Here is a 17,286-nt window from a genome sequence, read left to right on the forward strand (position 1 = left end):
TAGCGCCGGGCCATGCCCGGCGTCTCTTCCCTTCCGCTGCGCTCGCCGGGCGTGGCCCGGCGCTACCGGTACTTCGGCACGAACTGCTGCTGCACCGCTTCAGCCAGCTGGTCCGGCGGCAACAGGCCCTGGTCGAGCAGGAAGTTGTTGAACGCCAGGCGGTCGAACTTCGCGCCCAGTGCCAGCTCGGTCTGCATGCGCAGTTCGAGGATGCGGGTGTAGCCGTAGAAGTAGCTGCCCGCCTGGCCCGGCATGCGCACCATGTAGCGGTCCAGTTCCTGGGTGGCCATCGCCTTGGACAGACCCACCTGCTCGATCAGCACGCGCTCGCCGTTGGCACGGTCGGTCAGGCCGAGGTTGAGCATCGGGTCCAGCATCGCGCGGGCGGCACGCAGCAGGCGGAACTGCAGCGCGATCATCTGCCCGTCCAGCGGCTCGTACGGCACCATCTCCGCTTCGGCGTACAGCGCCCAGCCTTCCACGTTCACCGAATTGAACGCGAACATCGTGCGCGCCAGCGACACGCCGCGCTCGACCATCGCGGTGAACTGCAGTTCGTGGCCCGGGCGGCCTTCATGCGCGCTCAGCGTCCAAGCCGCCGAACCGAAGTTGAAGTCGTCGTACTGCGCGCCCGCACCGGCTGCAGGGTTGCCCAGCGGCAGCACGAACGTGCCCTGCTGCCCGGTGTTGTTGACCAGCGGCGCGGGCAGGAAGTGCGGTGCCGGGCTGGCAGCGCTTTCGGCGGCCGAGCCCAGGCGCATCTGCATCGCACGCTGCGGCACATCGACGATGCGGTGTTCGCGGATCAGCGGATCGATGGCATCGATCACCTTGCGGTAATGGCCCTCAAGCTGGTCATCGGCGATCTTCTCGCCCTTCAGCGCGCGGATCACCGCCACCGGGTCGCTCGGATCGCTGACCTTCAGGCCCTTCTCTTTCGCCACCAGCGGTGCCAGCTGGCGCATCGCCGAGCGCGTTTCCATGAACTCCAGCTGCGCGCGCTGCATCAGCAGCTTCGGGTCGATGTCGATGCCGACCTGCTTGAGCTGATAGGCGTACAGCGGGGCCGGCAGGCGCGCATCGGCACGTGCCTTCGGCAGCACCTCCTTGCGGGTCCATGCGGCGTAGTCCTTCATCTGTGCGGCGAGCGCCTTCATCGCCTCGTCGGCACCGGCGACCTGGTACTTCTTCAGCAGCGACTCGATACCGGTGATATAGGTCTCGACGTTGTCCAGCGACTGCTGCACTTCGATCTTCGTCGGCTGCAGCAGCGTGCTGTCCTTCAGGCGCTCTTCGTAGCGCTGACGGGCCAGCGTAGTGAACGCGGTGCCACCCGGCTGCAGGCCCGCGTATGCCTTGAGGCGATCGACCGCCTTGGCCCGGCGCTCGGCCGGTACCTGGTCGGACAGCAGCAGGTTGAGGCCGCTGAACACGCTCTGCGGCGCATCGCGCCACGGCAGCAGGTACTTCTGGTTGAGCTCGCTGCCTTCGATATTCTGGTTGGCGGCGGCGATCATGATCTCCAGGTCCTGGCGGACGTTGGGATCCTTCTCGCTGGCCAGCTTGGCTTTCAGTTCGTCGCGGGCCTTGGCCATCGCGGCGCGGTAGCGCTGGTCATTGTCCGGGCCGAGATCGGCAACCTTGTCGTCGTAGCCGGGCACGCCGAAGAAGCCGGTTTCCTCGGGCTGGAACGGGCCCTGGGCATCCAGCAGGATCTGCGCCAGCGCGTTGCTGCGTGCGACCCAGGCCGGGCTGGCCGGCGTGGAGGCCTTGGCGGCCGGTGCGGCCAGGGCCGGTGGGGCCGACAGCAGCGGGGCGGCGGTCAGGGCCAGGGCGATGGCAAGCGCGATCGGCTTCATGGAGCACTCCAGGACAGGGTTGCCCGCACCCTACGCGCTCATGGCGGTGTCGACAATCGGCCGGAGGTCACGCCCTCTACAGCGCGGCCGTCAGCGCACACTCTCCGCGCGCGCGACAGGCCTGCAGTTCGCATTCGCCGGCCGCCTCGGCATCATCCAGCGCGCTCAGGTCGAAGGTCTGCTTGTCTTCGGCCAGCACGTACATCACCGGGTAATCCCACACGTCGTCGCTGCGGGTGCCCTTCACGAACAAGCGGCCGTGCGCATGCGGTCCTTCCAGTGCCACGGTCAGGCCGACATCGCGCTCACCGTTGATGGCGGTCTGCATGCTACCCAGCGGCAGCGTGCCGGCCTGCAGCGGTTCACCAAACACCTGCACCAGTTCGACGCTGCAGCCGGCACGACGCATCGCCTCGCGCATCGGTGCACTGTCGTGCGCGGCCTCGGTCCAGCGCAGCACGCTCCAGGCGATGGCGCCGCCCAGTGCGACCAGGAACAGCAGCACCGCCAACGGCATCGCCCAGCGCCAATGCCGGCACCACCAGCCGGAGGCCAGGTCGGAGGGAGCAGGAATCGGCGGCGGCAGGGTCATGGGCGGGCTCCTTCCCGGATGATGATCAAGGCTTCAGGCAACGTCCCAGGAAGGCTTCGGCAACGCGGTAGCGATGCAGTGCGTCGGCACCGGACAGACCGTGCTTGGCACCCGGATAGGTCATCAGCTCAAACGGCTGGCCACGCTTCTGCAGCGCGCTCATCAGGCTGGTCGAATTGGTGAACAGCACGTTGTCGTCGGCCATGCCGTGGATCAGCAGCAGCGGCGAGCGCAGGCCCTCGATGTGGGTCAGCACGCGTGCTTCGCGGTAGCCGGCATCGTTGCGCGCCGGCAGGTCCATGTAGCGCTCGGTGTAGTGGCTGTCGTACAGGCCCCAATCGGTAACCGGTGCACCGGCCACACCACAGGCGTAGCTGTCCGATGCCTTGGCCAGCAGCATCAGGGTCATGTAGCCGCCGTTGGACCAGCCCTGCACGCCGATGCGCGCCGGGTCCACCCACGGCTGCTGCTTCAACCACGCCACGCCACGCAGCTGGTCGGCTACTTCCACCGTGCCCTGCTTGCCATACAGCGCACCGCCGAAGTCACGGCCACGGCGCGGGGTGCCGCGGTTGTCCAGCGAGAACACTACGTAGCCCTGCTGGGCCAGGTACTGGTTGAACAGATGGTCGCCACGGCCGGGCCAGCTGTCGGTGACGGTCTGGCTGGCCGGGCCGCCATACACGTATACCGCCACCGGGTAGCGCTTGGCCGGATCGAAGCCGGTCGGCTTGATCACGCTGTAGTTCAGCGGGGTCTTGCCGTCGGCGGCAGTCAGCGTGCCGAATTCGACCGGGCGCTGCGCGTCGCGGTAGCGCGCATACGGATGCTTGGGATCGGCCAGATCATTCTCGACCAGGGTGGCGATCTTCTCGCCATTGGCGCGGAACAGTTCGATCTGCGGCGGGGTGCTGTTGTTGGACCAGCTGTCCACGTACACGCTGGCGTTGCGTGCGAAACTGGCGCTGTGCATGCCCGGTGCCTTCGACAGGCGCTGCGGCTGGCCGCCCTGCAGCGGCACGGCGTAGATCTGGCTTTCGCGCGCCGATTCGATGCCGGCGCGGAAGTACGCCAGGCCAGCCTTTTCATCGACCGCCAGCAGTTCATCGACCGACCAGTTGCCGTGGGTCAGCGCGGTGGCCTTGCCCCTGCTGTCGATGCGGTACAGATGCTGGAAGCCGGTGCGCTCGGACGACCACAGGATGCTGCCGTCGTCGAGGAAACGCAGGCTGTTGTGCAACGGAACCCAGGTCGGGCTGGTTTCGTGGGCCAGCACACGCTGCTGGTTCGAGGCCAGGGTGACTTCCACCAGGTCCAGCTTCTTCTGGTCGCGCGATTGGCGCTGGAAACTCAGGTGCTGCGGATCGCGCCAATCGACGCGGGCCAGGTAGATATCCTGCTCCTTGCCGAGGTCGATCCACTGCGTCTGCGCCTGTTCCGCCGGCGAGATGACGCCCAGCTTCACCTGCACGTTGGCATCGCCCGCGGCCGGGTAACGCTGTTCGATCACATCGGTGCGGTCGGCATAGACTTCGTAGCGCTTCTGCACCGGCACCGGGCTTTCGTCGATGCGGGCGTAAGCGATGGCCGAATCGTCGGGTGCCCACCAGTAACCGGTATGGCGATCCATCTCCTCGTCGGCGACGAATTCGGCGATACCGTTGCCGATGGTCGTGCTGCCATCACCGGTCAGCTGCATCTGCCTGCCGCTGGCCAGGTCGATCACCCACAGGTTGCGGCCGCGGATGAAGCTGACGAAGCCGCCCTTGGGCGACAGCTTGGCATCGGTCGCAAAGCCTTCGCCATGGGTCAGCTGGCGCACCGCTGCCTTGCCTTCCTGCTTGAGGTCGTACAGGTACAGCTCGCCGCCCAGCGGGAACAGCAGGCGCTGCGCGTCCGGCGACCACTGGTAGTCGACGATGCCGGTCATCGCGGCGATGCGCTGGCGCTCGCGGCGGGCCTTTTCCTCATCGCTGAGGGTTTCGGTACCCGGCAGCACCACCTTCGAATCCACCAGCAGGCGGGTCTGGCCGCTGCCGATGTCGTAGCTCCACAGGTCCAGCTGGTTGCGGTCGCTGTCCTTGCCGCGCAGGAAGGTCACGCGCGAGCCATCCGGCGCCACCTTCGGCTTCATCAGGGTCGGGCCGGACAGCGGCAGCGGGCCGGTGATGGCTTCCAGGGTGAGTTTTTCAGCGTGGGCGACGGTACTGGTGGCGAGCATGAGGGCGAGCGAGGCGAACAGATGGCGCATGGAGGATCCCGGCAAACGGCAGGTCCGTCACCGCGGCAGGCGCGGGACGGTCAGCCTCCATCCTAACCAAGCCGGTGCGGGAAGACAGCATGACCTTCTGCCCATGAGGTCTTCCCATGATGAGTGCCGACCAACGGTCGGCACCCACCGTGCCGGGTCAGCGCTTGCCGAACAGGTGCTTGCGCTCTTCGTCGCTGAGCGGCTTGCCGGCATCCGGGTTCACCTGCGTGCGCAGCGCATAGGCGCGCTGGGTGGCCGGACGGTCGGCAATGGCCCGGTGCCAGCGTTTTAGGTGGGGGAAGGCGTCGAAGTCCGCCGGCAGCTTGTCGTAGGCGCCAACCCACGGGTAGCTGGCCATGTCGGCGATGGTGTAGTCCTCGCCGGCCAGGAAGGCGTGCTCGGCCAGGCGGTTGTCCATCACCCCGTGCAGGCGGCGCACTTCATTGTCGTAGCGCTCGATCGCGTACGGGATCTTCTCCGGCGCGTACACGTTGAAGTGGCCCATCTGCCCGCTCATCGGGCCCAACCCGGCCATCTGCCAGAACAGCCATTCCAGGGTGGTGACGCGGCCACGCGGGTCGGCCGGCAGGAAGCGGCCGGTCTTCTCGGCCAGGTACAGCAGGATCGCGCCGGACTCGAACACGCTTTGCGGGGCGCCGCCGTCGGCCGGGGCGTGGTCGACGATCGCCGGCATCTTGTTGTTGGGTGAAATGGCCAGGAATTCCGGCTTGAACTGGTCGCCAGTGCCGATGTTGACCGGGTGGATGCGGTACTCCAGGCCGGCTTCTTCCAGCAGCAGGGTCACTTTGTGGCCGTTCGGGGTAGGCCAGTAATACAGATCGATCATGGCGGCGGCTCTGGGGTACGGAAGGGAACCTGAAGTCTAGTGCGTGCGTTGGCTTGGCACCGTCATGGCGGGCCGGTAACCTCGCCTCTCCCCCGAAACGCAGCATCCTCCGCATGAGTGCAAACCGTCCGCTACTGTCCCCGCTGTCCAGCCTGATCTTCGCTACCCGCTGGCTGCAGCTGCCGCTGTACCTGGGTTTGATCGTTGCCCAGTGCGTTTACGTGTTCCTGTTCGGCAAGGAACTGTGGCACCTGATCTCGCACTCGGTGTCGATGGGCGAGCAGCAGATCATGCTGATCGTGCTGGGCCTGATCGACGTGGTGATGATCTCCAACCTGCTGGTGATGGTGATCGTCGGCGGCTATGAAACCTTCGTCTCGCGCCTGCGCCTGGAGGGCCACCCGGACCAGCCGGAATGGCTGAGCCACGTCAACGCCAGCGTGCTGAAGGTGAAGCTGGCGATGGCGATCATCGGCATCTCCTCGATCCACCTGTTGAAGACGTTCATCGCCACCGGCGCACTAGGCGGTATCCCGCTGTGCACCCCGGAGCAGATGAGCGTGGCTGCCGCCAACATCGGCGTGGCCCGCTGCTCGATGCTGACGGCTGACGGCGTGCTGTGGCAGACCATCATCCACTGCGTGTTCATCCTGTCGGCGATCGGTATCGCATGGACCGACAAACTGATGTCCGGCAGCCACGACAAGCCGGAAGGCCACGGCAAGTCCGCCGCACATTGATCCCGATCCCGGTGGCGGTACCAGTGCCGCCACCGGCCTGGCCTCACCTGCCCTTGTGCGCAGGTGAGGCCGGGATGCTAGATTGCACCCTCGCCGTCATCGGCGATGGCGTCGGGAAACGTCATCGACCGCGCCCGGACCTCCAGTCCCGGCAGGCTTGTCTACGTTTGTCGTAACGTCGTCTTCTTAGAGGGGAGCAGGATGTCGCACGTCGCAATGATCGCCGCCGCGCGCCGGTGGATGCCGGTCGCTCTGGCATTGGCCCTGGTTGCCTGCTCGGGCAAGGAAGAAACACCGGCTCCGGCCGCGCAGGGTGCCGCCGCCCCCGTCGCTGCGGCGCCTGCCGCACCGGCCGTGGCCGCCAAGGTGCAGTCGATGGGCACCGAACAGCTGCGCGAATCGGCCAGCCAGGCACTGCGCGAGAACCGCATGTACGCCCCGGCCGGCGACAACGCCATCGAGTATTACCTGGCACTGCGCGACAAGACCCCGGACGACGCCTCGGTAAAGAGCGCGCTGACCGACCTGCTGCCCTACACCCTGATCGCCGCCGAGCAGCACCTGGGCCGCGAAGATTTCGCCGAAGCGCAGCGGCTGGTCGCCCTGATCGAAAAGGTCGACGCCTCGGCCCCGGCCCTGCCGCGCCTGAAGGAAGGCCTGAGCAAGGGCGTGCAGGTTGCGGCCAAGCGCACCGAAGACGAGACCGAGAAGGTCAAGAAGGACGCTGAAGACCGCACCAAGCAGCTGGCCGAACAGCAGCGCCTGACCGAACAGCGCGCCAAGGAAGCCGAGGCGGCCAAGCAGATTGCCGCGCAGCAGGATGTTGCCCGTCGTGACAGCGAGCGCCAGGAAGCCGAGCGCCAGGCCGCCGCCCGCCGCGATGCCGAACAGAAGCAGCAGCAGGCCGCGGCGCAGCAGGCCAACGCCGCCCGCCAGGCAGCGACCGCCGCCGCGCCGAGCCTGCGCCCGGTCAGCACGCCGGCACCGCGTTACCCCGCCGATGCGCTGCGTTCGGGCACCTCGGGCGAAGTACTGGTGGAAATCACCGTCGGCACCGACGGCTCGGTGACCAATGCGCGCGTGCTGCGTGCAACGCCCTCGCGCGTCTTTGATCGCGAAGCACTCAACGCGGTCAAGCGCTGGCGCTTCGAGCCGGTCAACGCCCCGGTCACCACCCGCCGCACGCTGGTGTTCGCACCGGGCGGCTGATGCCCAAGGCGGTAGCGCCGGCCGCACCCGGCGGTTCTGAAGCAAGGCCCGGCATGTCCGGGCCTTGCCCGTTTCAGGCTGCGCCGTCGATCAACCGTTGCAGCGCCGGATCACGTGCGGCCAGCACCTGGAACAGGCCCAGTGCGTGCAGCCCGGGCAGCAGACTGCGCAGATCGGCTTCGGCGGCGGCACGGGTGGCATCGTCACTGGCTGGGGCCTGCCAGTCGCGGACGCTGGCGAGGAAGGCACCGACACTGCCTTTTCGTACGGTGACACCGTTCACGTGCACGTCGTTCTGGTGATCGGGAAGGATGTCCTGCGGTTGCATAGCCTGCTCCTGGGGAATGGATGCTCAGTGTCGACGCTCGTGGCCGACCGTTCTGCCGTATAACTGCCAATGGATATGGCAGAACAGACAGTCCAGACACCCCTGATCGATCCAGCACTGGCTGATGCCAGCGCAGGGCCCGCCCTGTTCGGCACGCAACTGGCAATGCCGGGTGCGCGCCGCACTGCCCGCCACCAGCACGCGCGCGGACAACTGCTGGGCGCCCACACGGGTCTGTTGCGGATCGAGGCGAGTGACGTCCACTGGCTGCTTCCGGCGGGGCACGTGGCGTGGCTTCCGCCGCAGCACCCGCACGCGCTTTCCAGCATCGGCAGCTTCGATGGCTGGAGCCTGTACTTCAGCAGGGAAGCCTGCGCGGGCTTGCCCACCGCACCGCGCATCTTCCAGCCCAGCGACCTGCTGCAGGCGGCGGTGCCGCGGGCACTGCAGTGGTCCGGGCAGGCGTTGGATGCGGTGCAACAGCGCCTGGCCGCGGTGATCATCGATGAGATCGCCGCCGGCACGCCATTGCCGCTGGCCCTGCAACAACCCAGCGACCGCCGCCTGCGCCGCATCGCCTCGGCCCTGGCACGCACACCACATGATGCACGCAGCGTAGAGGACTGGGCCGCAGCGAGCGGCCTGTCCAGTCGCAGCCTCGCCCGCCGCTGGCAGGCCGAGACCAACATGACCCTGACCCACTGGCGACAACGCCTGCGCGTGCTGCTGGCGCTGCCGCGATTGCTGGCCGACGAACCGGTCACCACCGTCGCACTGTCATTGGGCTACGACACGCCCAGTGCCTTCATCGCCGTGTTCAAGCGCGAGATGGGAGTGACGCCAGCGCGGTATGCGGACGGAAACGCTTCACTGCGCTGAAATGGACGAAGCCCGGGATGACCGGGCATCGTTCGATATCCGCCGGGCATGGCCCGGCGCTACCGGTTCCGCTCAGCCGGAAATCGCCAGCCGTTCGTTGTGGTAACGACGCACGGCAGCGAACCACAGCACTGCGGCCAGGCCCAGGCTTGCGCCGAGATAGACCGCCCAGATGGTCGGGCTGATCGCCTCGTGGCGGATCACCTTCAACAGCATCTGGTTCTGCGACAGGAATGGCACGGCGTACTGCCACAGCTCGCTCTTCACCGGGTAGGCCATCAACGCGTAGCCGGGCAGCATCGGCAGCAGCACCAGCCAGGTCATGTGGCTCTGCGCTTCCTTCATGCTCTTGGCGGCGGCCGAGAGGAAGGTCAGCAGCGAGGTGCCGATCAGCAGCATCGGCACCATCACCAGCAGCATCTGCAGCATCGAGCCGATGTTCATGTTGAGCTGCCGGCCGACATTGCCGGGCGCGATCTGCGCACTGGCCTTGAACGCGATCAACGTCAGCAGCAACGAGGCGAAGCCGACCACGCACGCGGCGGCGATCTTGCCACTGACGATGGCACTGCGCGAACCCGGTGTCGCCAATAGCGGCTCCAGCGATTGCCGTTCGCGCTCACCGGCGGTGGCATCCATCACCAGGTAGGCGCCACCGATGAACGAGGTCAGCGTCAGCAGTACCGGCAGCAGCATCGACAGCATCATGCCGCGCTTGGCCTCGGCACTGGCCATGTCCTGGGTGGCTACATCCAGCGGTCGCGCGACCTGCGCGTCGACCCCACGCGCCATCAGCCGCAACGCACCGACCTGACCGTTGTAGGTCGCCAGGGCCGCCTGCAGGCGGGCGCTGGGTACCTCGGCGGCGCGCCGGGTGCTGTCACGGATCACTTCCACCAGCGCGGGCTTGCCATCGGCCCAGTCCTTGCCGAAATCGGGGCTGATGCGCAGGGCCACGTCGATCTCCTGCGAGCGGATCGCCTCGGCCAGATCCTTCGGCGCCGGCGCGGTGTTCAACCCCTGCGCCGCCAGGAAGCGCACCAGGTTCGGCGCATTCTCGGCACCGATGGTCGGGATCTGCAGCGGCTGTTCAATCTGGATGCGCACACGGCTTTCGGCCAGCTTGCCCATGCCGAGGATCAGCAGCGGGTACAGCAGGGGACCAAACAGCAGGGTCAGCAGCAGGGTGCGGCGGTCACGCGAGAGGTCGCGCAGTTCCTTGCGCATCACCGTCATCATGGTCGACATCATGCTCATGCGTGCAGGCCCTCTTCGCTGCCGATCAGTTTCACGAACGCATCCTCCAGGTTGGGCTCGCCGGACTGCGCGCGCAGTTCATCGGCACTGCCGGCGGCCATCACCGTGCCCTTGGCGATGATCACGATGTGGTCACACAGCGCACCTACCTCCTGCATGATGTGGCTGGACAGGATCACGCAGCGCCCTTCCTCGCGCAGGCCCAGCAGGAAGCGGCGAAGTGCACGGGTGGTCATCACGTCCAGGCCGTTGGTGGGTTCGTCGAGGATCACGTTGCGTGGGTCGTGCACCAGCGCGCGGGCAATGGCGGTCTTGGTGCGCTGGCCCTGCGAGAAGCCATCGGTCTGGCGGTCGAGGATGTCGGCCATGTCCAGCGCATGCGACAGCACTTCGATGCGTTCGCGGATGCGCGACGCGGACAGGCCATGCAGCTCGCCGAAGTAGGCGATGTTCTCGCGCGCGGTCAGCCGCTTGTAGACGCCACGCGCGTCGGGCAGCACGCCAAGATGGCGACGTACTTCCACCGGATCGCGGGCTGCGTCGATGCCATCGACGGTGATGCTGCCTTCATCCGGCGTCATCAGCGTGTACAGCATGCGCATGGTGGTGGTCTTGCCGGCGCCGTTCGGACCGAGCAGGCCGGTGATGCGGCCATCCTCGGCGCGGAAGCCGACATCGGCCACCGCCTGGATACGGCCGGTGCGGGTGTTGAAGGCCTTGTGCAGGTTGTCGGCGACGATCATGGGGCCCATCCGTTGAACGAGGTGAACGCCGGCACGTAGCTCAGCGTGTCCAGGCAGCTGGCATCCAGCGCCTTGGCATCGGTGGTGTCGATGAACTGGCCAAGCAGGCGCGGCATGCAACCGGCGGTCAGGGTGCCGTGGCCTTGCCCACGGGCAACCAGCGCACGTCCCTTCGGCAGCCCCTTGAGCACCTGTTCGGCGTAACGCGGCGGCGTCACCGGGTCCAGTTCGCCGGACAGCAGCAGCACCGGCAGGTCGCTGTGCAGTGGCACTGCCGCTGCCGCCGGTGCCGGTTGGTGCGGCCACACCGGACAGGCGGCGAAGAACGCGCGCGCCACTTCCGGGCCGACCAGGCTGTCGCTGCTTTCGACCGGCGCCTGATAGCGCGGAGCGTCTTCGCTGCAGATCACCGACCACTGCATGCCGCGGTTGATCTGGAAATCCATGCTGCGGGTGGCGCCGCGCGCCAGCGACGCCAGCGGTGCATAGCGGCCCTGTGCGGCTTCATCCAGCACCAGCGGCAGCAGCGAGGAGTACTGCGGCACGTAGGAGAAGGCGAAGGCCAGGCCGACCACGCTGTCCGGGGTCAGCACGTCCTGCTGCGGTGCGTTGGTGCCCGGGTCGCGGTAGTCGACCGTGACCGGTGCGCGGCGCAGGGTTTCCACCACGCTGCGCAGCTGCGCACGGGTGTCCACCGGAAAGCGCTTGCTGCAGACAGCGTCCTTGCGGCACTGCTCGGACTGCAGGGTGATCGCGTTGTCGAAGGTACTGGCGAAATCACCGCCTACCACCAGATCGTTCGGTACCACGCCATCGATCACGATGCTGCGGGTGTGCTGCGGATAAGTGGCCGCGTAGCGCTGGGCAACGCGGGTGCCATACGAGCCACCCACCAGGTTGAGCGTATCGGCGCCGAGCGCCTGGCGTACCGCGTCCAGATCGGCGATGGCCTCGGCGGTGGTATAGAAACGCGGGTCGGCACGGCCCTTAAGCGACGCAGCGCAGCGCTCCGCGTACTCGCGCAGCAGTGCCTCGCTGGGCGCAGCGTCTTCATCCATCGGCAGCTCCTTGCCGTCCGCGCCCAGGCAGCTGAGCGGATTGGAGCCGCCGGTACCGCGCTGGTCGATCAGGAAAATGTCGCGCTGCTTGCGCACCTGGCGCAGTGCCGTATCGACGATGACGGCCACCTCGCTGGCCGCCTGGCCAGGTCCGCCGGCCAGGAAGAACACCGGGTCCGGCAGGCCCGAACCGCTGTTGCCCGACTCCAGCCAGGCCACGCGCAGATCGATCCTGCGGCCATCCGGCCTGCTCCGGTCTTCGGGCACCTGGAACGTCCCGCACTGCGCCTCAACGTTGGCATTGGCACCTTCGGTGGCCAGCGTGCAGGGGCGGAAATCGATCTGGCCGTAGCGGCGGCTGGGTGTATCGCCCGCGCCGTCGGACCCTGCCTGCGGCGGTGCACTGCAGCCGGCAATCAGCATGCTGGCCAGCAACCCGGCCCGCGCGAAATGGTGTCGTTGCATCGTGCGTGATTCCCCTGGGAATGTTCCTGCCCACCACGACGGTGTGCCGCGGCAGATGTGACCAAACAGATGTGACCCAACTTACACGCGCCGGGCGCTGGCGGCGACAGGCGGATGCCCTGGGCCGGCGTCGGCACCGCCACCAGGCGGTTGCGGCCCTCGGCCTTGGCCCGGTACAGGGCGGTATCGGCCAGCGCGATCAGGTGGCGGAAAATGGCGAGCAGGCGGCCCGTGGCGCCGGCAGAATGCGCGCAGAACCAGGAGACACTCCATGCATCCGTGGCAACTCAGTGGCATCGACCACCAGCCGTTCGAGACGCTTTTCGAATCCAGCGACGATGCGCTGGCCGCGCGGGGAATCGTGCGCCGGCGCGCCGGCGACAGTGGTGGCTACCCCTGCAGGGTCAGCCTGACCGACGCGCCTGCGGGTGCGGAACTGCTTCTGCTGCCCTACACACACCTGGCCACGCATTCGCCATACCGCGCCTCGGGCCCGATCTTCGTGCAGCGCGGTGCCACCCGCTGCGTGCTGCCGGCAGGCGTGGTACCTGCCTACGTGCACCGTCGGCTGATGTCAGTGCGCGCCTATGACAGCGCGGACTTCATGCTGAGCGGCCTGGTCTGCCAGGGCACCGAGGTTGCCGCGCACCTGGACCGGCTGTTCGCCGATACAACGGTCGCCTTCGTGCAACTGCACAACGCAGGGCATGGATGCTTTTCGTGCCAGGTGGATCGGGTCGGCAATCAACGGTCATGACGGTGCGCGCGAACGTGATCGTTGCCGCGCTGCCGGCGTGACCGCCAACGCATTCGTTCAGTGTGGCGTGAAGCCTGCGGGAAGGGCTTCACACACGTAGTCACGGATCGGCGTTGACGTGGTTTCCCACTGCGTGTTGCAGCTCGATACTCGCGGCGGTACCGCTCATCGTCCGTCGCGCGATACGGCGTGGGTGCTGCGGTCACCGCTCCCTTCGACGACCACAAGGATGCGCCATGTCTCTGCGATACACCCCATTGCTGTTGGCCACCGTCTTCGTTGGCGCCGGTGTTGGCGTTGCCGGCAACGCCGCTGCACACGGCACGATGATCACCCCGGTCAGCCGCGTCTATGCCTGCTTCCAGGGCAACCCGGAGAACCCCACCAACCCGGCCTGCGCGGCCGCCAAGGCAGTGGCCGGCTCGCAGGCGTTCTACGACTGGAACGGCATCAACCAGGCCAATGCCAACGGCAACCATCAGGCCGTGGTGCCCGACGGCAAGCTGTGCAGCGGCAACAACCCGACCTTCCGCGGCCTGGACCTGGATCGCAGTGACTGGCAGACCACGCCGATCCAGCCCGATGCGAACGGCAAGTTCACCTTCGTGTTCAAGGCCACCGCCCCGCATGCCACGCGTGACTGGAAGTTCTTCGTCACCCGCGCCGGCTGGCAGCCGGGCAGCCCGCTGCGCTGGGCCGACCTGCAGGAATTCTGCTCGCTGGGCAATACGCCGCTGTCGGCCGATGGCACCTACAAGCTGCAGTGCACGCTGCCGCAGCGCAGCGGCCAGCATGTGATCTACAACACCTGGCAGCGCGCCGATTCGACCGAAGCGTTCTATACCTGCATGGACGTGCGCTTTGATGGCGGCGGCGGTACCACGCCGGTGCCGCAGTGGCAGGATGCCGGGCCGGTGACTGCACGTACCGAGCTGCCGGTGGGCACCACCCTGGCGCTGCGTGTGTTCAATGCCAACGGCAACGACGTGGAACGCGTGGAAGCCACCTTGGCCGCAGGCCAGACCACGCCGGCGCAGTGGCCGTTGGCGCTTGCGCGCAAGGTCAACGCCATTGCCCAGCATGCGCGCGTCGGCGTACTCAGCAACGGCGCGATCACGCCCACCGCCTCGGCCACCGACAACCGCGTGTACCTGAAGGATGGCAATCGCTTCCAGCTGGACACCAAGGTGCCAGATCCGGGTACGCCGTCACCCGGCGGTGATTTCGACCATGTGTATCCGGCCGGTATCGGCAGCTACGTGCCCGGGCAGACCGTGGTGAAGAGCAGCGACGGCAAGCTGTACGCCTGCCGCCCGTTCCCGGAAGGCGCGTGGTGCAACGTCAATGCCGAGGCGTACCGGCCGGGTGTGGGTTCGGCCTGGCGCGATGCCTGGGTGCCGTACTGAGGCATGGTCCAGGGGGCGGTGAAGGGCCGCCTCGGCTGGGGTTGCTGGCCAGCGGACGGCACTACCCGGGTTCGTGGGATTGCCGGCCAGCGGCCGGCACTACCCTTCGGCCTACTTGCTGCTGACGTACTTCTCGCGGCGGATCTGCGGATTGCCCAGGCCCGCCGCCTTCAGCGCTTCGGCGCAGGCGTCGACCATGTCCGGGTTGCCGCACAGGTAGGCGATGTCGGTGGCCGGGTCCGGCGTGAACGCCGCCAGCGCCTGCTGCACATAGCCATGGTGTACGTCCGGGTGCGGCTCGGCCGGCAGTTCCCGCGACAGGCAAGGCACATAACGGAAGTTCGGGTACTTTTCGGCGAAGCTGTAGAAGTCTTCGCTGTACAGCAGTTCCCCCGGGCTGCGTGCGCCCTGCAGCAGGACCACCTGCACGCCACGCTCGGCCATCGCCGTTGCCAGCAACGGCAGCATCGAGCGGTACGGGGTGACGCCGGTACCGGTGGCGATCAGCAGGTAGCGGCCGTTGTGGTCGCCCGGGTTCAGGCAGAACCGACCGTAGGGACCGGACGCGCTGACCTGGCCGCCGATGTCCAGCGCCTCGAACAGCGCCGTGGCGGCGCCACCGGGTACGAAGCTGACCGCGATATCCACCGCCTCGCCTGGCCCCAGCGCGTGGTCGTGGATGGTCGCCAGCGAATAGCTGCGCTTGGTTTCGGTGCCATCGGCGTAGCTGAAATGGACCTGGATGAACTGGCCGGGCTGGAAATCCAGCGGCTGGCCGTCGTCACGCACGAACTGGTAATGGCCGATGGAGGGCGCCAGCATGCGGCGGTCGACCAGTTTGATGGGGAATTGGACAGGCACGACTTTTCGGGACAGTGTGTAGCCGGGGCAAGCCCTCGGGGTCTTCTATAATAGACCTTCCCCGCCCCTCTCCAGCGCCAGCCCATGGGCGCGAAGGCTTCGAGCTTGGCTTCCCAGAACGATACGGCGCCCGCCCTGCGCGTGCGCGACCTGCGTAAAACCTATGACAACGGCACCCAGGCCCTGAAAGGGGTCTCGCTGGAAGTGGCCCCGGGCGACTTCTTCGCCCTGCTGGGCCCGAACGGCGCCGGCAAGTCCACCCTGATCGGCATCATCAGCTCCCTGGTCAACCTCAGCGAGGGCCAGGTGGACGTGTTCGGCAGCGACCTGGTGCGCAACCGCAGCGCCACCATGCGCCTGATCGGGCTGGTGCCGCAGGAAATCAACTTCAACCTGTTCGAAAAGCCCTTCGACATCCTGGTGAACTACGCCGGTTTCTACGGCGTGCCGCGCGCGGAAGCCGAGCAGATGGCCGAGGTCGAACTCAAGCGCGCCCACCTGTGGGAGAAAGCGCAGGTGATGAGCCGCACCCTGTCCGGTGGCATGAAGCGCCGGCTGATGATCGCCCGCGCGATGATGACCCGGCCGCGCCTGCTGATCCTGGACGAACCGACCGCCGGCGTGGACATCGAAATCCGCCGCGACATGTGGCGGGTGCTGAAGGAGATCAACGCCGCCGGCACCACGATCATCCTCACCACCCACTACCTGGAAGAAGCCGAGCATCTGTGTCGCAACCTGGCCATCATCGACCATGGCCAGATCGTCACCCAGGGCCCGATGCGCGAGCTGCTGGCCAAGCTTGATGTGGAAGGCTTCCTGCTGGACATCGACGGCGCCCTGCCCGCCCAGCTGCCGGTGATCGAGGGTGCGACCCTGATCGCCACCGACAGTCATACGCTGGACATCGACATGCCGCGCGCGATGGATCTGAACCGCGTGTTCGAGGCACTGAACGCAGCGGGCATCCGCGTGCGTTCGATGCGTACCAAGAGCAACCGCCTGGAGGAACTGTTCGTGCGCCTCACCGGCAACCAGGAGACGTCCGCATGAGCAGCACCCCGACCCCGGTCCTGACCGACGGCCAGCGCAACCGCATCGCACTGATGACCATCGTGCGCCGCGAAGTCGCCCGCATCATGCGCATCTGGGGCCAGACCCTGGTGCCGCCGGCGATCACCATGACCCTGTACTTCCTGATCTTCGGCGGCCTGATCGGTTCGCGCGTGGGCGACATGGGCGGCTACACCTACATGCAGTTCATCGTGCCGGGCCTGGTGATGATGAGTGTGATCCAGAACAGTTACGGCAACATCAGTTCGTCGTTCTTCGGCGCCAAGTTCGGCCGCCACGTGGAAGAGCTGCTGGTCAGCCCGATGCCGAACTGGGTAATCCTGTGGGGCTACGTGGCCGGTGCAGTGCTGCGCGGCCTGATGGTCGGCGTGATCGTGCTGATCATCGCGATGTTCTTCACCCCGGTGCGCATTCCGCATCCGCTGGTGACCTTGACCACGGTGATCCTGGGCGCGACGATCTTCTCGCTGGCCGGCTTCATCAACGCGGTGTATGCGAAGAAGTTCGATGACGTGGCGATCGTGCCGACCTTCATCCTGACCCCGCTGACCTACCTGGGCGGCGTGTTCTATTCGGTGAAGCTGCTGCCGCCATGGGCGGAAGCGGCCACGCACGCGAACCCGATCTTCTACATGGTCAACGCGTTCCGCTATGGCCTGCTGGGCAGCAGCGACGTGCCGGTGGTGGTGGCGTATGCGCTGATGATCGGTTTCGTGGTGGTGCTGACGGCGCTGGCGCTGTGGTTGTTGAAGCGTGGCGTAGGCATGCGCAGCTGAGGATGTTCTGCAGGGCCTGCGGCCCTGCACCCCCGGTGGTAGTGCTGGCCGCTGGCCGGCAACGTCAACGTCAACGTCAAAAGCGAGCTATCCGTGGGTTGGCGGGGTGGTGTCGGGTGGCGGGGACGCCGCAAGTACGTCCTTGTAGGCTTGGCCGCGCCATCCATGGCGCGGACACCCCGCA

Annotated in this window: 16 protein-coding genes; 7 read left to right on the forward strand and 9 right to left on the reverse strand. The window is 67.0% G+C overall.

Annotated elements, in window-relative coordinates; translation table 11 throughout:
* Nucleotides 1-62: 62 nt before the first annotated feature.
* The 4 genes from ACEF39_RS20195 to ACEF39_RS20210 form a co-directional block, all read right to left on the reverse strand.
* Complete coding sequence (locus ACEF39_RS20195; protein WP_500286367.1) at nt 63-1,859, reverse strand: DUF885 domain-containing protein; 1,797 nt, start codon at nt 1,857-1,859, stop codon at nt 63-65.
* A 76-nt stretch (nt 1,860-1,935) separates the two neighbouring features.
* Nucleotides 1,936-2,451, reverse strand: a complete 516-nt coding sequence (locus tag ACEF39_RS20200; protein WP_500286368.1) for a cytochrome c oxidase assembly factor Coa1 family protein — start codon at nt 2,449-2,451, stop codon at nt 1,936-1,938.
* Between the two features lie 25 nt (nt 2,452-2,476).
* Nucleotides 2,477-4,702 carry a S9 family peptidase gene (locus ACEF39_RS20205; protein ID WP_500286369.1) on the reverse strand — a complete coding sequence of 742 codons (2,226 nt, stop codon included), beginning with the start codon at nt 4,700-4,702 and terminating at the stop codon, nt 2,477-2,479.
* 157 nt (nt 4,703-4,859) lie between these two features.
* The gene (locus ACEF39_RS20210; protein WP_500286370.1) at nt 4,860-5,549 is read right to left on the reverse strand and encodes a glutathione binding-like protein; all 690 of its coding nucleotides are present in this window, start codon (nt 5,547-5,549) and stop codon (nt 4,860-4,862) included.
* Between the two features lie 113 nt (nt 5,550-5,662).
* On the opposite strand from ACEF39_RS20210, the gene ACEF39_RS20215 reads away from it, so the two are divergent.
* A complete protein-coding gene (locus tag ACEF39_RS20215; RefSeq protein WP_230112884.1) occupies nt 5,663-6,289 on the forward strand; it encodes a TIGR00645 family protein in 627 nt (208 codons plus the stop codon).
* A gap of 201 nt (nt 6,290-6,490) precedes the next feature.
* On the forward strand, nt 6,491-7,498 hold the full coding sequence (locus tag ACEF39_RS20220) for an energy transducer TonB (RefSeq protein ID WP_500286371.1): 1,008 nt from the start codon (nt 6,491-6,493) through the stop codon (nt 7,496-7,498).
* 73 nt (nt 7,499-7,571) lie between these two features.
* On the opposite strand, the gene ACEF39_RS20225 is transcribed toward ACEF39_RS20220, so the two are convergent.
* Nucleotides 7,572-7,826 carry a hypothetical protein gene (locus ACEF39_RS20225; RefSeq protein ID WP_500286372.1) on the reverse strand — a complete coding sequence of 85 codons (255 nt, stop codon included), beginning with the start codon at nt 7,824-7,826 and terminating at the stop codon, nt 7,572-7,574.
* Nucleotides 7,827-7,901: 75 nt separating this feature from the next.
* Between ACEF39_RS20225 and ACEF39_RS20230 the strand changes: the two genes are divergently transcribed.
* A complete protein-coding gene (locus ACEF39_RS20230) occupies nt 7,902-8,705 on the forward strand; it encodes an AraC family transcriptional regulator (protein WP_500286373.1) in 804 nt (267 codons plus the stop codon).
* A 72-nt stretch (nt 8,706-8,777) separates the two neighbouring features.
* Here ACEF39_RS20230 and ACEF39_RS20235 read toward each other — a convergent pair whose 3' ends face one another.
* The 3 genes from ACEF39_RS20235 to ACEF39_RS20245 are packed head-to-tail and all read right to left on the reverse strand — an operon-like array spanning nt 8,778 to nt 12,228.
* The gene (locus ACEF39_RS20235; protein WP_500286374.1) at nt 8,778-9,962 is read right to left on the reverse strand and encodes an ABC transporter permease; all 1,185 of its coding nucleotides are present in this window, start codon (nt 9,960-9,962) and stop codon (nt 8,778-8,780) included.
* The gene (locus ACEF39_RS20240; RefSeq protein ID WP_025877565.1) at nt 9,959-10,705 is read right to left on the reverse strand and encodes an ABC transporter ATP-binding protein; all 747 of its coding nucleotides are present in this window, start codon (nt 10,703-10,705) and stop codon (nt 9,959-9,961) included. The genes ACEF39_RS20235 and ACEF39_RS20240 overlap by 4 nt, the downstream gene beginning before the upstream one ends.
* Nucleotides 10,702-12,228, reverse strand: coding sequence for an alpha/beta hydrolase (locus ACEF39_RS20245; RefSeq protein ID WP_500286375.1), 1,527 nt, complete (start codon nt 12,226-12,228; stop codon nt 10,702-10,704). The genes ACEF39_RS20240 and ACEF39_RS20245 overlap by 4 nt, the downstream gene beginning before the upstream one ends.
* Nucleotides 12,229-12,499: 271 nt before the next feature.
* Between ACEF39_RS20245 and ACEF39_RS20250 the strand changes: the two genes are divergently transcribed.
* The gene (locus ACEF39_RS20250) at nt 12,500-12,985 is read left to right on the forward strand and encodes a DUF1203 domain-containing protein (protein WP_500286376.1); all 486 of its coding nucleotides are present in this window, start codon (nt 12,500-12,502) and stop codon (nt 12,983-12,985) included.
* Between the two features lie 236 nt (nt 12,986-13,221).
* Complete coding sequence (locus ACEF39_RS20255) at nt 13,222-14,391, forward strand: lytic polysaccharide monooxygenase (protein ID WP_500286377.1); 1,170 nt, start codon at nt 13,222-13,224, stop codon at nt 14,389-14,391.
* 111 nt (nt 14,392-14,502) lie between these two features.
* Here ACEF39_RS20255 and ACEF39_RS20260 read toward each other — a convergent pair whose 3' ends face one another.
* Nucleotides 14,503-15,252 (reverse strand): ferredoxin--NADP reductase, encoded by a 750-nt coding sequence (locus tag ACEF39_RS20260; protein WP_081794578.1) that lies wholly within the window; start codon nt 15,250-15,252, stop codon nt 14,503-14,505.
* 84 nt (nt 15,253-15,336) lie between these two features.
* Here ACEF39_RS20260 and ACEF39_RS20265 point away from each other — a divergent pair, with 84 nt between their 5' ends.
* Together ACEF39_RS20265 and ACEF39_RS20270 are read left to right on the forward strand one after the other, a co-directional pair.
* Complete coding sequence (locus ACEF39_RS20265; RefSeq protein WP_165378407.1) at nt 15,337-16,305, forward strand: ABC transporter ATP-binding protein; 969 nt, start codon at nt 15,337-15,339, stop codon at nt 16,303-16,305.
* Nucleotides 16,302-17,102: an ABC transporter permease gene (locus ACEF39_RS20270; RefSeq protein ID WP_099819852.1), complete on the forward strand. Its 801-nt coding sequence runs from the start codon at nt 16,302-16,304 to the stop codon at nt 17,100-17,102. The genes ACEF39_RS20265 and ACEF39_RS20270 overlap by 4 nt, the downstream gene beginning before the upstream one ends.
* Nucleotides 17,103-17,286: the final 184 nt, after the last annotated feature.

Origin of the sequence: Stenotrophomonas indicatrix (assembly GCA_041545745.1) — a bacterium.
Classification (GTDB): Bacteria; Pseudomonadota; Gammaproteobacteria; order Xanthomonadales; family Xanthomonadaceae; genus Stenotrophomonas; species Stenotrophomonas indicatrix_A.